Consider the following 13,688-nt stretch of genomic DNA (forward strand, 5'->3'; position numbering starts at 1 on the left):
TGGTCGAAGTGGCCCGCAACCGCCGTCTGATCCTCAGTCCGCCCTCCGAGGTCTGGGACCTGCTGTCCGACGGCCGTCGCTACGGCGAATGGGTGACGGGCACCCGGCAGGTCCTCGCGGCGGACGCGCACTGGCCGCAGGTGGGCGCCCGCCTGCGGGTCCGCGTCGGCGTGGGTCCCCTGACCCTCGACGACACCTGCGTCGTCCGCATCTGCGAGCCGGGACAGCGGCTGGAGCTGGAGGCCAGGGCCCATCCGTTCGGCGCGGCTCGCATCGCCATGAACCTGATTCCCTGGGGCGACAGCACGCTGTTCATCCTGGACTGGCATCCGCTCCGAGGTCCCGGGACGCGGATGCACGGACTGCCCGTGGACTACGTCGTCGCCGTCCGCAACGGGATGATGCTGACCAAGCTGTCACGGATCGCGGTGCGCGAACACGACGAGGCGGCCGCCCGCGCCGCCCAGGACGTCCACGGGTGAACGACGGCCGGGACCCTACCCGGGACCAGCGCCCGGCCGGACTCCCGCTGCCCGCCCGGGGCCGGGTTCTCTGACATCATCGGGCCGTGGCCGTGCCTCCCGAGTCCCCTTCCTCCCGCCCCCTGCTGGTCGTCGACGGCGCCAACGTCGTGGGTTCGGTGCCCGACGGCTGGTGGCGCGACCGGCGCGGGGCGGCCGAGCGGCTGCGCGACCGGCTCGCCGCGCACGGTGGACCGGCCGACGGACCGTTCACCGGCCCGTACGAGATCGTCCTGGTGGTCGAGGGCGCCGCCCGAGGCGTCGGCCCGGTGCCGGGCGTTCGCGTCGAGGAGGCGCCGGGCAGCGGCGACGACCTCATCGCCGAACTGGCCCGGCAGGCGAAGGGCCGGCCGTGCCTGGTCGTCACCGCCGACCGGGAGCTCCGCCGGCGCGTCGAGGCGGAGGGCGCCCGCTGCACGGGCCCCCGCAGCGTCCTCCCCGCGCCGTAGGCGTCCGGCACTCCGCCGCCGTACCCCGCCCGCGTGGGCGTCCGACGCCGTACCCCGCCGCCGGGGGCTCCTTCGTGGCCGGCGGGCGGTTCGGAGGCGCCGGTGGTCCTGATCCGGACGGCCGAGGCCGTCGCCCACCCGCCGTACGCGAAGGCGGTGCCCCCCGCCACGCCCTGGCGCGTCCACCGTCCGTGCCGGGGGCCTGACTTCGACGGGTCGGAGGAGGCACACCTTGAGGCATCCATTAGGTTAGGCTTACCTTAGTTGAGCGGGTGTCCCGTCCTATGAGGAGTTGCCGTGAGTGGTGCCGCAGATGCCGCGAGGACCGAGCCGACCGCTGCCGAGCGGGTCCGGTCCGTGCTCGTCCGGGCCGTCTCCCTGTCCCTGACCACGGAGGGGCGGGTCTACGACCTGATCGGCGTGCACTCGGTCGACGGGAAGGGGCGCATCTCCCTGCACCCCCCGGCCGGCAGCCCCTTGGCCGCGCAGATCGCGACCGCGCCGCGCGGCAGCCTCGCCGCGCTCCTGGAGTTCACCGACGTGACCGCGGTGCGGGCCCGCGACCGGGTGCGGGCCCGGGTGACGCTCTCCGGCTGGCTCACCCCCCGCGATCCGGGGGGTGACGGTGACACGGTCCGGCTGGACGCCGCGCGGGTCACCCTGCGGACCGCGGCGGGAGGCTGGGACGTCGGGCTCGACGAGGTGATGCTCGCCGAGCCGGATCCGCTCGCCGTCGACGAGGCCGGCATGCTGACGCATCTGTCCGACGCCCACGAGGACATGGTCGCCGAGCTCGTGATGCTCGCCGCGCCGCAGCTGCCGCCCGGCATCCTGCGCACCACCCCGTTCGCCCTGGACCGCCACGGGATCACCCTGCGCTGCGAGTACCGCCAGGGCCACTGCGACCTGAGGTTCCCCTTCCCGGTCGCCGTGCGCGACGCGGCCGAAGCCGGCGAGCAGGTCCGACGCCTCCTCATGGCACCCCGGTGCGCGCACCACTTCACCGCGCACGGCTGATCCGGGGCCGGGCCCGGGGGCGTGCCCCGGGCCGCGTCGGCGAAGTCACAGTGAATTAGGTTAGGCTTAGCTAAGTCAACGTGCGGTGCGGGGAGCTTGCACGCCCGTACCGTCTGGGAGGGGAACACCATCATGGGTCTGCCGGTCGTCGGCTCGTATCCCATGCCCGACCGCTCCGCGCTGCCGCGCCCCTGCGCCGGCTGGGCCGTCGACCCCAGCCGCGCCGCGCTGCTGGTCCACGACATGCAGAACCAGTTCGTGGGAGAACTGCCCACGGAGCGCTCCCCGGTCGTGGAGCTCGTCGACAACATCGCGGCCCTGCGCACCCTCGCCACCGGCCTCGGGATACCGGTCGTCTTCACGGCGGAACCCGCGTCGCAGCGGCCGGGCCAGCGCGGGCTCGCGGAGGACATCTGGGGGCCGGGCACCGCCGACGGCCGGCACGCCGCGGCGATCATCCCCGCCCTCACGCCCCGGCCCGGTGAACACGTCCTGGCGAATGTGCGTCACAACGCCTTCCTCCGCAGCCACTTGGGGCGCCTCCTGCGCTCGGAAGGCCGCGACCAGCTGATCGTCTGCGGGGTCCACGCCCACCTGGGCGTCCTCCTGACCGCCGCCGACGCCTTCATGAACGACATCCAGCCCTTCGTGGTCGCCGACGCCGTGGCCGACCTCTCCGCCGAGGAGCACGCCATGGCCCTGCGGTGGGCGGCCCGGAGCGCCGTCGTGTGCACCACCGAGACCCTGCTGCGCGACCTGCTGCTCGGTCAGGTCTCGCACGACGCACGCAAGGACACGTGAGCGCGACCCCCCACCGACGACGGCGCGGCCGCTCCGCGCCCACCCCCCCCACGAGAACAGAGAGAACGGAAGAACATGACTGTACGGGTCGCGGTGGCCGGTGCCAGCGGCTACGCGGGCGGCGAACTGCTCCGTCTGCTGGCGGCGCACCCCGGTGTGGAGATCGGCGCGCTGACCGCGCACAGCAGCGCGGGCCGCCCGCTGGGCACCGTACAGCGGCATCTGCCGGACCTCGCGGACCGGGTGCTGCTCGACACCACCGCGGACACCCTGCGCGGCCACGACGTGGTGTTCCTGGCGCTTCCCCACGGACAGTCCGCCGCCCTGGCCGCCGAACTGGAGCCCAGCACGTTCGTCGTGGACTGCGGAGCCGACTTCAGACTGCGGGACCCCGCCGCCTGGGAACGGTTCTACGGCACCCCCCACGCCGGGACCTGGCCCTACGGCCTGCCGGAACTGCCCGGAGCGCGCGCGGAGCTGAAGGGCGCGACCCGGATCGCGGTGCCCGGCTGCTACCCGACCGCCGTCACCCTGGCCCTGTTCCCCGCCTACGCCGCCGCCCTCGTCGAACCGGAGGCCGTCGTCGTCGCCGCCAGCGGGACCTCCGGCGCCGGACGCTCCCTCGCACCGCACCTCCTCGGAGCGGAGGTGATGGGCTCCATGAGCCCGTACGGGGTGGGGGGCGGCCACCGCCACACCCCGGAACTGGTGCAGAACCTGTCCCTCGCGGCGGGCGAGCACGTGACGGTCTCCTTCACCCCGACCCTCGCGCCCATGCCGCGCGGCATCCTCGCCACCTGCTCCGCCCGGCTCCGTCCGGACGTGTCGGAGACGGCGGCCGAGCAAGAGGTGCGCGCCGTCTTCGAGACCGCCTACGCCGAAGAACCGTTCGTGCGCCTGCTGCCCGAGGGCCAGTGGCCCTCGACCTCGGCCGTCCTCGGCACGAACACCGTCCAGGTGCAGATCGCCGTGGACACCGACGCCCGCAGGCTCGTCTGCGTGAGCGCCATCGACAACCTGACGAAGGGCACCGCGGGTGGCGCGGTGCAGAGCATGAACATCGCCCTCGGCCTGCCGGAGTGGCTGGGCCTGCCCACGAATGGAGTGGCTCCGTGAGTGTGACCGCTGCCCTTGGATTCCTCGCCGGCGGCTGGGCCGCCGGCATCAAGGAGTCCGGCGCCCCCGACCTGGCCCTGGTGGTGAACCGGGGACCCGCGCGCGCCGCCGCCGGCGTCTTCACCTCCAACCGCGTGCAGGCCGCGCCCGTACGCTGGTCCAGCCGGGTCCTCGAGGACGGGCGGATCTCCGCCGTGGTGCTCAACTCCGGCGGCGCGAACGCCTGCACCGGACCCGCCGGGGCGGACGACGCGCGGACCATGGCCGAGCACACCGCGCGGGCCGTGGACACGGTCCCGGACGAGGTCGCCGTGTGCTCCACCGGCCTGATAGGCGTCCGCCTGCCCATGGACCGGGTGACCGCCGGCATCGCCGCCGTCGCGGAGCGGCTGTCGCCCGAGGGCGGCGAGGAGGCGGCCGTCGCGATCAAGACGACGGACACGGTCCACAAGACGGCGGTGGCAGCCCGGGACGGCTGGACGGTCGGAGGCATGGCCAAGGGGGCCGGGATGCTCGCCCCGGGCCTGGCCACCATGCTGGTCGTCCTCACCACGGACGCCGCCGTGAGCGCCGACGCGCTCGACGCGGCGCTGCGCGAGGCGGTGCACACCACCTTCGACCGCGTGGACTCGGACGGCTGCATGTCCACCAACGACACCGTGCTGCTGCTCGCCTCGGGAGCCTCGGGCGTCACACCCGGCCACGGGGAACTCACCGACGCCGTGCACGCCGTCTGCCAGGACCTGGCGCGCCAGCTGGTGGCGGACGCCGAGGGCTCCTCCAAGGAGATCGAGGTGGCCGTCGTCGGCGCCGCCTCGGAGGCCGACGCCGTCGAGGTGGGCCGCTCCGTCGCCCGCAACAACCTCCTCAAGTGCGCGCTCCACGGCGAGGACCCGAACTGGGGCCGCGTGCTGTCCGCGATCGGCACCACGTCGGCCGCCTTCGACCCCGACCGCCTGGACGTGGCGATCAACGGCGTCTGGGTGTGCCGCGACGGCGCGGAGGGCGACGCGCGCGACAAGGTGGACCTGTCGGACCGCCGCGTCACCGTCACCGTGGACCTCCGCTCCGGCGACGCCTCCGCCGTCATCTGGACCAACGACCTGACGGCCGAGTACGTGCACGAGAACAGCGCGTACAGCTCATGAGCGGGGCCACAGCGCGCCGGACGACCCCCGGCACGACGACCGACGCGCCGCTCGCCCGCGACCTGCCGTGGGTGGAGGAACTCCAGGGCCGCACGGTCGTCGTCAAGTTCGGCGGCAACGCCATGGTGGACCCGTCGCTGCACCGGACGTTCGCCCAGGACGTCGTGGAGCTGTGGCACGCGGGCCTGCGCCCCGTCGTCGTGCACGGCGGCGGCCCCCAGATCAGCGCGCTGCTGGACCGTCTCGGTCTCGAGGTGCGCTTCGAGGCCGGGCTGCGGGTGACCACGCCGGAGACGATGGACGTGGTGCGGATGGTGCTCACCGGACGGGTCCAGCGCGACCTGGTCGGCGCGATCAACGCCCACGGGCCCTTCGCCGTGGGCCTGTCGGGGGAGGACGCGCACACCATGACCGCCGTCCGGCGCCCCGCCTGGGTGGACGGCCGCCCGGTCGACATCGGCCTGGTCGGTGACGTCGTGGCCGTCGAGGCCGGCACGATCGGCGCGCTCCTGGAGCAGGGCCGCATCCCCGTGGTCTCGCCCGTCGCGCGGGGCGAGGACGGCCAGGTCTACAACGTGAACGCCGATCTCGCGGCGTCGGCGCTGGCCTCGGCCCTCGGCGCCGACCGGCTGGTGGTCATGACCGACGTCGAGGGCCTGTACGCGGACTGGCCCCACAGCACCCGGGTCATCGACCGGCTCACCGCCGGGGAGCTCGACGCCCTGCTGCCCGGTCTCGCGAGCGGCATGCTCCCGAAGATGGAGGGCTGCCTGCGGGCCGTCCGTACCGGCGTCGCCCGCGCACAGGTCATCGACGGCCGGGTGCCGCACGCCCTGCTGCGCGGTGTCTTCGCCGAGGACGGTCCCGGCACCACGGTGGTGCCGGACGAGAAGTCCGGCCCCGAGGGGGCCGCCGACAAGGAGGACGGCGCGTGACCGCCACAGCCACGACCCCGCTCAGAGACCGCTGGCGCGCGGTGATGATGGACAACTACGGCACGCCGCCGCTCGCCCTGGTCCGGGGCGAGGGCAGCACCGTGTGGGACGAGGAAGGCCGCGCCTACACGGACTTCACCGGCGGGATCGCCGTCAACGCCCTCGGGCACGCCCACCCGGCGCTGGTCTCGGCCGTCCAGGAGCAGGCCGCGCGCCTGGGGCACGTGTCGAACCTGTTCGTCTCGGAGCCGGGCGTCGCGCTGGCGGAGCGGCTCATCGAGCTCCTCGGCCGGCCGGGCCGGGTCTTCTTCGCCAACTCGGGCGCCGAGGCGGCCGAGGCCGCCTTCAAGATCGCCCGACGCACCGGACGCCCGCAGATCGTCGCGGCCCAGGGCGGCTTCCACGGCCGCACGATGGGGGCGCTCGCCCTCACCGGCCAGCCCGCCAAGCAGGCCCCCTTCGCGCCCCTTCCCGCCGAGGTCACGCACGTCCCCTACGGCGACACGGAGGCGCTGCGGGCCGCGGTCACGGAGCGCACCGCCGCGGTGGTCCTCGAACCGGTCCAGGGCGAGGCCGGGGTCGTTCCGGCGCCCGAGGGCTATCTGCGGGCCGCCCGCGAGATCACCCGGGACGCGGGCAGCCTGCTCGTCCTGGACGAGGTGCAGACCGGGATCGGCCGCACCGGACACTGGTTCGCCCACCAGGCGGACCGGGGCGTCGAACCCGACGTGATCACCCTCGCCAAGGGCCTGGGCGGCGGTCTGCCGATCGGCGCCACGGTCGCCTTCGGCCCGGCCGCCTCCCTGCTGACCCCCGGTCAGCACGGCTCGACCTTCGGCGGCAACCCCGTCGCCTGCGCGGCCGGGCTCGCCGTCCTGGAGACCATCGAGAAGGAGGAACTGCTCGCCCACGTCACGCGCGTGGGGGAGCGGCTGCGCGACGGCGTCACGGCGCTGCGCCACCCCCTGGTCCGCGAGGTCCGGGGCGCGGGGCTGCTCCTGGGCGTCGTCCTCGCCGAGCCTGTCGCCGCGCGGGTCCAGCGAGCCGCCCAGGACGCCGGGTTCCTCGTGAACGCGGCGGGCCCCGACGTGGTACGGCTGGCCCCCGCCCTCAATGTGCCCGAGGAGCGCGCCGAGGCCCTGACGAGGGCGCTGCCCGCGATACTCGACGCCGCGCGCGACGACGGCGCGCCCCACCCCGCGGCATGACGACCGCCGCGTCGGGAGAGCACGCGATCACGGGGAGCCGCGCCGCCGACATCGCGACGAGCGTCGAACAGGGCGTCTCCTCCGGCGCGTTCCCCCCGGGATCCGCGCTTCCGCCCATGCGGCAGCTGGCCGCCCGGCTCGGCGTCAACCTCCACACGGTGGCCGCCGCCTACCGGACGCTCCGAGAGCGCGGGCTGATCGAGACGGACGGCCGGCGCGGCAGCCGGGTGAGAGCCGAGCCCGCCACCTTCCCCCGGGGCGCCCTCCACGCCGGACTCCCGCCCGGTGTGCGGGACCTGGCCGACGGGAACCCGGATCCGGCCCTGCTGCCGCCGCTGACCGGGGCCCTCACGGCCGCCGCGCTGCGGTACGACCGCCGGCCGAGGCTGTACGGCGACGCTCTCGTGGTCCCGGACCTGGAGCGGGCGGCACGGACCGCCTTCGACGCCGACGGGGTGCCCGCCGGACCGGTGGTGCTCACCTCCGGCGCGCTCGACGCCATCGAACGCGCCCTGTCCGCACACCTCCGGCCCGGCGACGCGGTGGCTGTCGAGGACCCCGGCTGGGCCGCCCTGCACGACCTCGTACCGGCGATGGGCCTGCGGGTGCTGCCCGTGGCCGTCGACGACGACGGGCCGCGCCCGGAGAGCCTGGCCGCGGCCCTCGAGGTGGGCGCGCGCGCCCTGATCGTGACCGACCGGGCCCAGAACCCCACCGGTGCGGTGCTGACCGCGACGCGCGCGGCCGCACTGCGCGAGCGGCTGTCCCGGCATCCGCACGTCCTCGTGATCGACGACGACCACGGGTACGGCATCGTCGAGCAGCCGCCGCACCCGCTCGCGGGCGCCACCCGCAGCTGGGCGTTCGTACGGTCGACCGCGAAGGCGTACGGCCCCGATCTGCGGCTCGCGGTGTGCACGGCGGACCCGGTCACGGCGGACCGCGTGGCGGGGCGGCACCGGCTCGGTCCCGGCTGGGTGAGCGGGCTGCTCCAGTACGCGGTCGCGGACCTGTGGGAGAGCGGCACGATGGACGGCGCCGCCGTGGCGCGGTCGTACGGCGAGCGGCGGGACGTCCTGATCGCGGCGCTGGCGCGTCGAGGGGTCCCGGCCCACGGGCGCAGCGGGCTCAACGTGTGGGTGCCGGTCCCCGACGAGACCCGGGCGGTGACCCGGCTCCTGACGGCGGGGTGGGCGGTCGCGCCCGGTGCCCGTTTCCGGGTGGACGCGGCGCCCGGGATACGGATCACGGTCTCGCGCCTGGCGGCGGCCGAGGTGGAGGAGCTGGCCGGGGCGGTCGCGGCGGCGGTCCGTCCGGGACGTCCGGCGCGACAGGACTGACGACAGCGGGCGGATCGAAACAGCGACAGCACTGACAACAGCGGCAGGACCGCCCCCAGCGACAGGACTGCTCCCGCGACAAGACCGACAACAGGGGGCCGGTGCGCCGGTCGTGAGGCGTCGTCGCATCCGATGACCCTCACGGCCGGCAAGGCCGTGTCCGAGGGGGCGGGCCCCGCGACAGGGATCCGCCCCTTCGGCGTCTACAGGCTGCGGGCGAGGACCTTCGCGTTGCGACCGGGGTCCAGCGTCCGCGCCCAGGCGGCCGGGGCCAGTTCGGGGGAGGCCGGGAGGAAGCCGTGCCCCAGGAAGAGCCGGCCGCTTCCGGTCGTCGCGGTGAACAGCGTCGAGAGCGCGCGCTCGCGCGCCCGCGCGAACGCGGCCCGCAGGAGGCGCCCGCCCATGCCCGAGCCCTGACGGTGCGAGGCGACGCAGAAGTTGTACAGCACTCCGTCGGCGGCGTGCTCGCTCAGCCCGACGCACCCTTCGAGACTTCCGTCGGGGGCCTGGGCGACGAGGAAGTCCGACGACCTCGACAGGTAGAGGGAGAGGGGGCGTTCACGGAGCGCGCCCAGGCGGACGAACGGCCGGGACAGGGCTGCGAGCGCGGGGCCGTCGCCCGCGTGCGCCGGGCGCACCGCGCATTCGGGGGCACAGTGCCGCAGTGCGGCGGAAGTGCGGGGCGGCAGGGCGGCGGGGGGCAGCAGGGCCGTGGTCAAGGCGTTCCTTCCTCAGGTCGCACCGTTCCCGGGCGCGGGGGTCCCCGGACGGGTTCCGGGTGGCGGCGGGCCGCCGACCCGGCACCGGCGGAACGGTCGAAGTAAGGTTAGCCTTACCTGATCGTCTGAGCCAAGCCGGACGTCCTGACCGCGCGCGCCGCCGCGTAACCGGGCAGCGTCGGCAGGTCGGTGACGGACCATCCGGGCGGGGCGGCGGGAGCGGCACCGGTGCCCACGTACGTGCGGCCGGGGTCCTCGCCGAGACCGATTCCGACCCCCTTGAGGTACGCCTCCTTGCGCGCCCAGCAGCGGGCGACCGCGGCGGGGCGCTCGGCGGCGGGCAGCGCCGCCAGTTCGGCCCGCTCGTCCCGGTGCAGGGCCTCCGCGACGTCGGCGGCCAGGCCGGGGGACGGCCACCGCTCGACGTCGACGCCGACGGGCGCGTCCGCGAACGCCACCAGGACGACGTCCCCGGCGTGGGAGAGCGAGAAGTGCGGCCGGGCGCCCGGCACCGCGGGCCGGCCGTGCGGCTCGCCGCAGCCCGGACACGGCTCGCGGACGAGGCGGACGTCCGCCGGATCCTGACCGAGCCTCCGTCCCAGCAGCAGCCGCAGTACCCCGTGGGCGACCCGGTACCGGTCCTGGTCGGCCGTGCGTGCGAAGGCGCCCAGACGCGCCCGCTCGGTGGGGTCGAGCAGCCCCTCCCACTCCCGCGCCCGGGCCGCGTAGCGGCTGACCCGCACCGTCCACAGCCCCGGGGCGAACGGGGCGGGCAGCCCGTCCACCGACAGCCCTTCCATCGGCACGGCGTCCACCGGCAGCCCTTCCATCGGCACGGCGTCCACCGGCAGCCCTTCCATCGGCACGGCGTCCACCGGCAGTCCGTCAAACGGCACGGCTTCCCTCGGCAGCGCCTCCGCCGGGCTCGGTCCGCCGGCTAGCCGCACGGCCGGCCCGGGTAGGCGTCGGTCTCCGGGAGGCCCGCCTCGCGCATCCGGCGCAGGACCTCGCCGAGCACCGCGTCGTCCACGTCGTACGGCACGTTGAACTCCCGGTCGAAGACCAGGCAATCACCCGGTCCCGCGCGCCAGATCACCCAGCGCGGGGAGTCGGCCTGCGTCTCCCACAGGGGAGCGAACCGCTCCAGCGCGTCCGTCGGTGTGCTCACAGCTTTCCCGTCTCCGTCGCCTCGCGTCCGTCCACGAACGTCGCGAGGACCTCGATGTCGCCGATCCGGGACGGATCGACCCGTCGGGGGTCGTCCCCCAGGACGGCCAGATCGGCCCGCTTGCCCTCGGTGAGGGTGCCGGCGGAGTCCTCCCACCGGCAGGCGTACGCGCCGCCGACCGTATAGGCGCGGAGCGCCTCGTCGACGGTGACCGCCTCGTCCGGTCCGATCGCCCGGCCGGTGCGGGAGGCGCGCTCCACCATGAACTGGACGGCGCGCAGCGGCGCCCCGTCGGTGACGGGGCGGTCCGAGCTCCCCACGAGGGTCACCCCGTGGTCCAGGAACCCCCGCCCGCGGTACATCCAGGCCGCCCGCTCCTCGCCCATCACGCGCGCGTAGTCGTCCCCGAAGGAGTGGAGGAACGTCGGCTGCACGACCGCGCTCAGGCCCAGGCGCGCGAAGCGCGGGAGCTGGTCCGGACGGATCAGCCCGGCGTGCTCGATCCGGTGCCGGGCGTCCGGCCGGGGGCGCAGCAGTTGCGCCCGCTCCAGCGCGTCGAGGGCGAGATCCGCCGCGTGGTCGCCGATGGCGTGGACGGCGAGCTGCCAGCCTGCGAGATGGCCGTCCACGATGAGGCGGGTCAGACGCTCGGGGTCGTCCTGCAACTCGCCGACGTTCTCCGTCCCGGCGTACGGGGCGGTGAGCGCGGCGGTGCGGGCCATCATGCCGCCGTCGGTGTAGATCTTGAGGGCCCCGAGCGACAGCCAGTCGTCGCCGAACCCGGTGCGCATGCCCAGGTCCAGGGCGCGGGGCAGACCGTCCCTCTCGTGCGCCTCGCGCGGGCGCAGCGTGTCGCCGGCGGCCATGAGCTGGACCCGCAGGGGCAGTCGTCCCTCGTCCCGCAGGAGCTGGTAGGCGCCCAGCTCGACGGGACTGTGGCCCAGCAGGCCGCCGCCGATGCCCGCCTCGGCGACGGCGGTCACGCCCTCGGCGAGACAGGTGCGGGCCGCGCGCTCGACGGCGTCGGCGATGTCGGTCTGGGCGTAGGGCAGCCGGAGGCGCCGCACCGCCGCCATCGCGCCCTCGGCCAGGAACCCGTCCCGGTGCGGGACGTCGCGGGGGAGCAGGTCGAGGACCGCACGGTTGACCACGCATCCGTGGCCCGAGTCGTGCATCAGGAACACCTTGCGGCCGTTGCTGACCGTCTCCAGTTCGGCGGCGGTCAGATGACGGCCCAGGGCCCGCTGGTCGTAGCCCATCACGTCCACCCAGTCGCCGGGCGCTCCCGTGCCGGAGGTCGCCCGCCCGACGGCCGCGAGCACGTCGGCCACCCGCTCGCACGGGGCCACGCTCGGAGCGCTCTGCTTCAATCCCGTCCACGCGAGGTGGACATGGCTGTCGATGAAGCCGGGCAGCACGGTGGCGCCCTGCAAGTCGACGACCTCACGGGCGGGCAGGGAGGCCACGGTCTCGTCCAGGCCCACGATCCGGCCCCGCCAGATGCCCAGTTCGCGGGCGGTCGGCCGGGCCGGATCCATGGTGACGACGTTCGCGTTCGTCAGCCTCGTGCACAGCATGGGCAGTCCGTCCGTTGCGGGAGGGGCCGGCGGGCGCCGGTCGCGGTGGCGCCGGGGCGGCCGCCCCGGGATCAGGCCTCGACGACGGCCGCGAGGGAACGGGGGCGCAGATCGGTCCAGTTGGCCTCGATGAACTCCAGGCACGCCTCGCGGGTGGTCTCGGCGAGCGCCACGTCCCACCCTCCGGGCACCTCCGCGAAGGACGGCCAGAGAGAGTGCTGGCCCTCGCCGTTCACCACCACGAGGAAACGGCCGTCGGTGTCGTCGAAGGGGTTGGTGCTCATCGTGTGGTTCCTCCTGGGGCCCCGGGGCACGCTGGTGTCGGGGGCGGTGATCGGATGGGGGAGAGGCGAGGCGGTAGGACCTGATACTTAGGTTAGGCTCGCCTAATCGTAGAGCTTAACCCTTCCCCTTCTCCCTCACAAGGAGGCACCGATGCGCGCACGCGAACGGGCGCGGACCCAGGACGGCGCCAAGTCCCGCTCCCGCGGCTCGTCCCCGCTCCCCGAGACCCCTCGGGAGGCCCGGCGATGACCCCGCACCCCTCCGGCCCGCCGACCCTCCCCGAGAGCCCCTTCGCCGCCTTCGGCCTTCCGGACACCCCCGGCACCGACGCCTTCTGGGCGGCCGCCCAGGCGCCCGCGTACACCCCCGCCGGATACGGCGGTTGGACCGCCCTCTTCCTGTGGCGCGGAAGCCCGGCGGCCGTCGAGTTCGAGAGCTGGTCCGATCCGGTGCGCCTGGCCCGGTGGCACGAGACGGACTGCTGGTACGCGGAGGTGAGCGTGCCCGCGCGCCTCCGGGTCACCTACCAGTTCCGCGCGGACGACGAGCTGTACGCCGACCCGCTCAACCCGGTCGGCGCGGGCGGCGAACGGTCCCTCACCGCCACCCCGGACGCCCCGCCCCAGCCGCACTGGCCGTCCGTCGGCCCCGACGACGTACTGCCCCTGCCGCGCACCCGGATCCGCTGGGCGAGCGAACGGCTCGGCGGACGACGCACCGTCCGCGTGCACCCCGTGGCCGGCGGCGGCCCCGCGGTCCTGCTCCTCGACGGGGACGACTGGCTGCACCTGCACCCCGCCATGACCGCGTTCGACGCGGCCGCCGCCGCCGGCGACATGCCCCCGGTCACCCTGGTCTTCGTACCCGCCAAGGACCGTCTCGCCGAGTTCGGGTGCCGGCCGGAGCTGTGGGAGGCGATACGGGACGAACTCCTGCCCCTCGTGGCCGGCTGCGGGGTCCCGGTGGACCTGGACCGGCTGGTCGTCGCCGGGCAGAGTCTCGGCGGGCTGAGCGCGACGTACGCCGCCCTGGAGTTCCCGGACCTGGTGTCCCGCGTGGCCTGCCAGTCGGGCTCGTTCTGGTGGACGCCCGAGGCCGCCGACCTCCCGGACCCCCTGGCCGGTCCCGTCGGCGGCGTCGTCGCCGCCCGCCTGCGCGAGCGCCCGGTCCCCGCCGGACTGCGGATCGCCTTCGACCTCGGCGAGCACGAGAGCCGCATGCATCCCCACTGCGAACGCGTCGAGGAACTCGCCGAGAAGGCCGGCGCGACCGTGCGCACCTCGCGGTCGGCCTCCCACCACGACCGGGCGGGCTGGCGTCAGGCCCTGCTCAGGGACGTCGCCTGGGCCCTCGCCTGACACGTACGAAAAGGGGCCAGGGCCCGGCGATCCGCCGGGCCCTGGC

15 protein-coding genes are annotated in these 13,688 nt (G+C 75.1%); 10 read left to right on the forward strand and 5 right to left on the reverse strand.

The genetic code is table 11. The features are described from left to right. The first annotated feature begins 8 nt into the window (after nt 1–8). The 9 genes from ACFYXU_RS19750 (at nt 9) to ACFYXU_RS19790 (ending at nt 8,535) form a co-directional block, all read left to right on the forward strand. Nucleotides 9–482 carry an SRPBCC family protein gene (locus tag ACFYXU_RS19750; protein ID WP_376512247.1) on the forward strand — a complete coding sequence of 158 codons (474 nt, stop codon included), beginning with the start codon at nt 9–11 and terminating at the stop codon, nt 480–482. A gap of 92 nt (nt 483–574) precedes the next feature. Then, complete coding sequence (locus tag ACFYXU_RS19755) at nt 575–970, forward strand: NTP pyrophosphohydrolase (RefSeq protein ID WP_376512266.1); 396 nt, start codon at nt 575–577, stop codon at nt 968–970. 297 nt (nt 971–1,267) lie between these two features. Beyond that, nucleotides 1,268–1,987, forward strand: a complete 720-nt coding sequence (locus ACFYXU_RS19760; RefSeq protein WP_376512249.1) for a DUF2470 domain-containing protein — start codon at nt 1,268–1,270, stop codon at nt 1,985–1,987. A 96-nt stretch (nt 1,988–2,083) separates the two neighbouring features. Further along, entirely contained in the window at nt 2,084–2,788 is a 705-nt protein-coding gene (locus tag ACFYXU_RS19765) for an isochorismatase family protein (RefSeq protein ID WP_376512251.1), read from the forward strand. Nucleotides 2,789–2,863: 75 nt separating this feature from the next. Next, entirely contained in the window at nt 2,864–3,904 is a 1,041-nt protein-coding gene (gene argC / locus ACFYXU_RS19770) for an N-acetyl-gamma-glutamyl-phosphate reductase (RefSeq protein WP_376512253.1), read from the forward strand. Next, the gene (gene argJ / locus ACFYXU_RS19775) at nt 3,901–5,052 is read left to right on the forward strand and encodes a bifunctional glutamate N-acetyltransferase/amino-acid acetyltransferase ArgJ (RefSeq protein WP_361391565.1); all 1,152 of its coding nucleotides are present in this window, start codon (nt 3,901–3,903) and stop codon (nt 5,050–5,052) included. Before argC ends, argJ begins: the two co-directional genes overlap by 4 nt. Next, the gene (gene argB, locus ACFYXU_RS19780) at nt 5,049–5,987 is read left to right on the forward strand and encodes an acetylglutamate kinase (RefSeq protein WP_389458890.1); all 939 of its coding nucleotides are present in this window, start codon (nt 5,049–5,051) and stop codon (nt 5,985–5,987) included. The genes argJ and argB overlap by 4 nt, the downstream gene beginning before the upstream one ends. Further along, nucleotides 5,984–7,195 carry an acetylornithine transaminase gene (locus ACFYXU_RS19785; RefSeq protein ID WP_389458892.1) on the forward strand — a complete coding sequence of 404 codons (1,212 nt, stop codon included), beginning with the start codon at nt 5,984–5,986 and terminating at the stop codon, nt 7,193–7,195. Before argB ends, ACFYXU_RS19785 begins: the two co-directional genes overlap by 4 nt. After that, nucleotides 7,192–8,535 carry an aminotransferase class I/II-fold pyridoxal phosphate-dependent enzyme gene (locus ACFYXU_RS19790; RefSeq protein ID WP_389458894.1) on the forward strand — a complete coding sequence of 448 codons (1,344 nt, stop codon included), beginning with the start codon at nt 7,192–7,194 and terminating at the stop codon, nt 8,533–8,535. Before ACFYXU_RS19785 ends, ACFYXU_RS19790 begins: the two co-directional genes overlap by 4 nt. 203 nt (nt 8,536–8,738) lie before the next feature. On the opposite strand, the gene ACFYXU_RS19795 is transcribed toward ACFYXU_RS19790, so the two are convergent. The 5 genes from ACFYXU_RS19795 to ACFYXU_RS19815 form a co-directional block, all read right to left on the reverse strand. Continuing rightward, nucleotides 8,739–9,254, reverse strand: a complete 516-nt coding sequence (locus tag ACFYXU_RS19795; RefSeq protein WP_376515985.1) for a GNAT family N-acetyltransferase — start codon at nt 9,252–9,254, stop codon at nt 8,739–8,741. A 113-nt stretch (nt 9,255–9,367) separates the two neighbouring features. Continuing rightward, complete coding sequence (locus ACFYXU_RS19800; RefSeq protein ID WP_389458897.1) at nt 9,368–10,150, reverse strand: 4'-phosphopantetheinyl transferase family protein; 783 nt, start codon at nt 10,148–10,150, stop codon at nt 9,368–9,370. Between the two features lie 41 nt (nt 10,151–10,191). Next, nucleotides 10,192–10,422 (reverse strand): hypothetical protein, encoded by a 231-nt coding sequence (locus ACFYXU_RS19805; protein ID WP_376515981.1) that lies wholly within the window; start codon nt 10,420–10,422, stop codon nt 10,192–10,194. Continuing rightward, a complete protein-coding gene (locus ACFYXU_RS19810) occupies nt 10,419–11,999 on the reverse strand; it encodes an amidohydrolase (RefSeq protein ID WP_389458899.1) in 1,581 nt (526 codons plus the stop codon). Before ACFYXU_RS19810 ends, ACFYXU_RS19805 begins: the two co-directional genes overlap by 4 nt. Nucleotides 12,000–12,070: 71 nt before the next feature. Then, complete coding sequence (locus ACFYXU_RS19815; protein ID WP_329858638.1) at nt 12,071–12,283, reverse strand: MbtH family protein; 213 nt, start codon at nt 12,281–12,283, stop codon at nt 12,071–12,073. Nucleotides 12,284–12,529: 246 nt separating this feature from the next. Here ACFYXU_RS19815 and ACFYXU_RS19820 point away from each other — a divergent pair, with 246 nt between their 5' ends. Further along, a complete protein-coding gene (locus ACFYXU_RS19820) occupies nt 12,530–13,642 on the forward strand; it encodes an alpha/beta fold hydrolase (protein ID WP_389458901.1) in 1,113 nt (370 codons plus the stop codon). Nucleotides 13,643–13,688: the final 46 nt, after the last annotated feature.

Origin of the sequence: Streptomyces sp. NPDC002232, from assembly GCF_042890295.1 — a bacterium.
Lineage (GTDB): Bacteria > Actinomycetota > Actinomycetes > Streptomycetales > Streptomycetaceae > Streptomyces.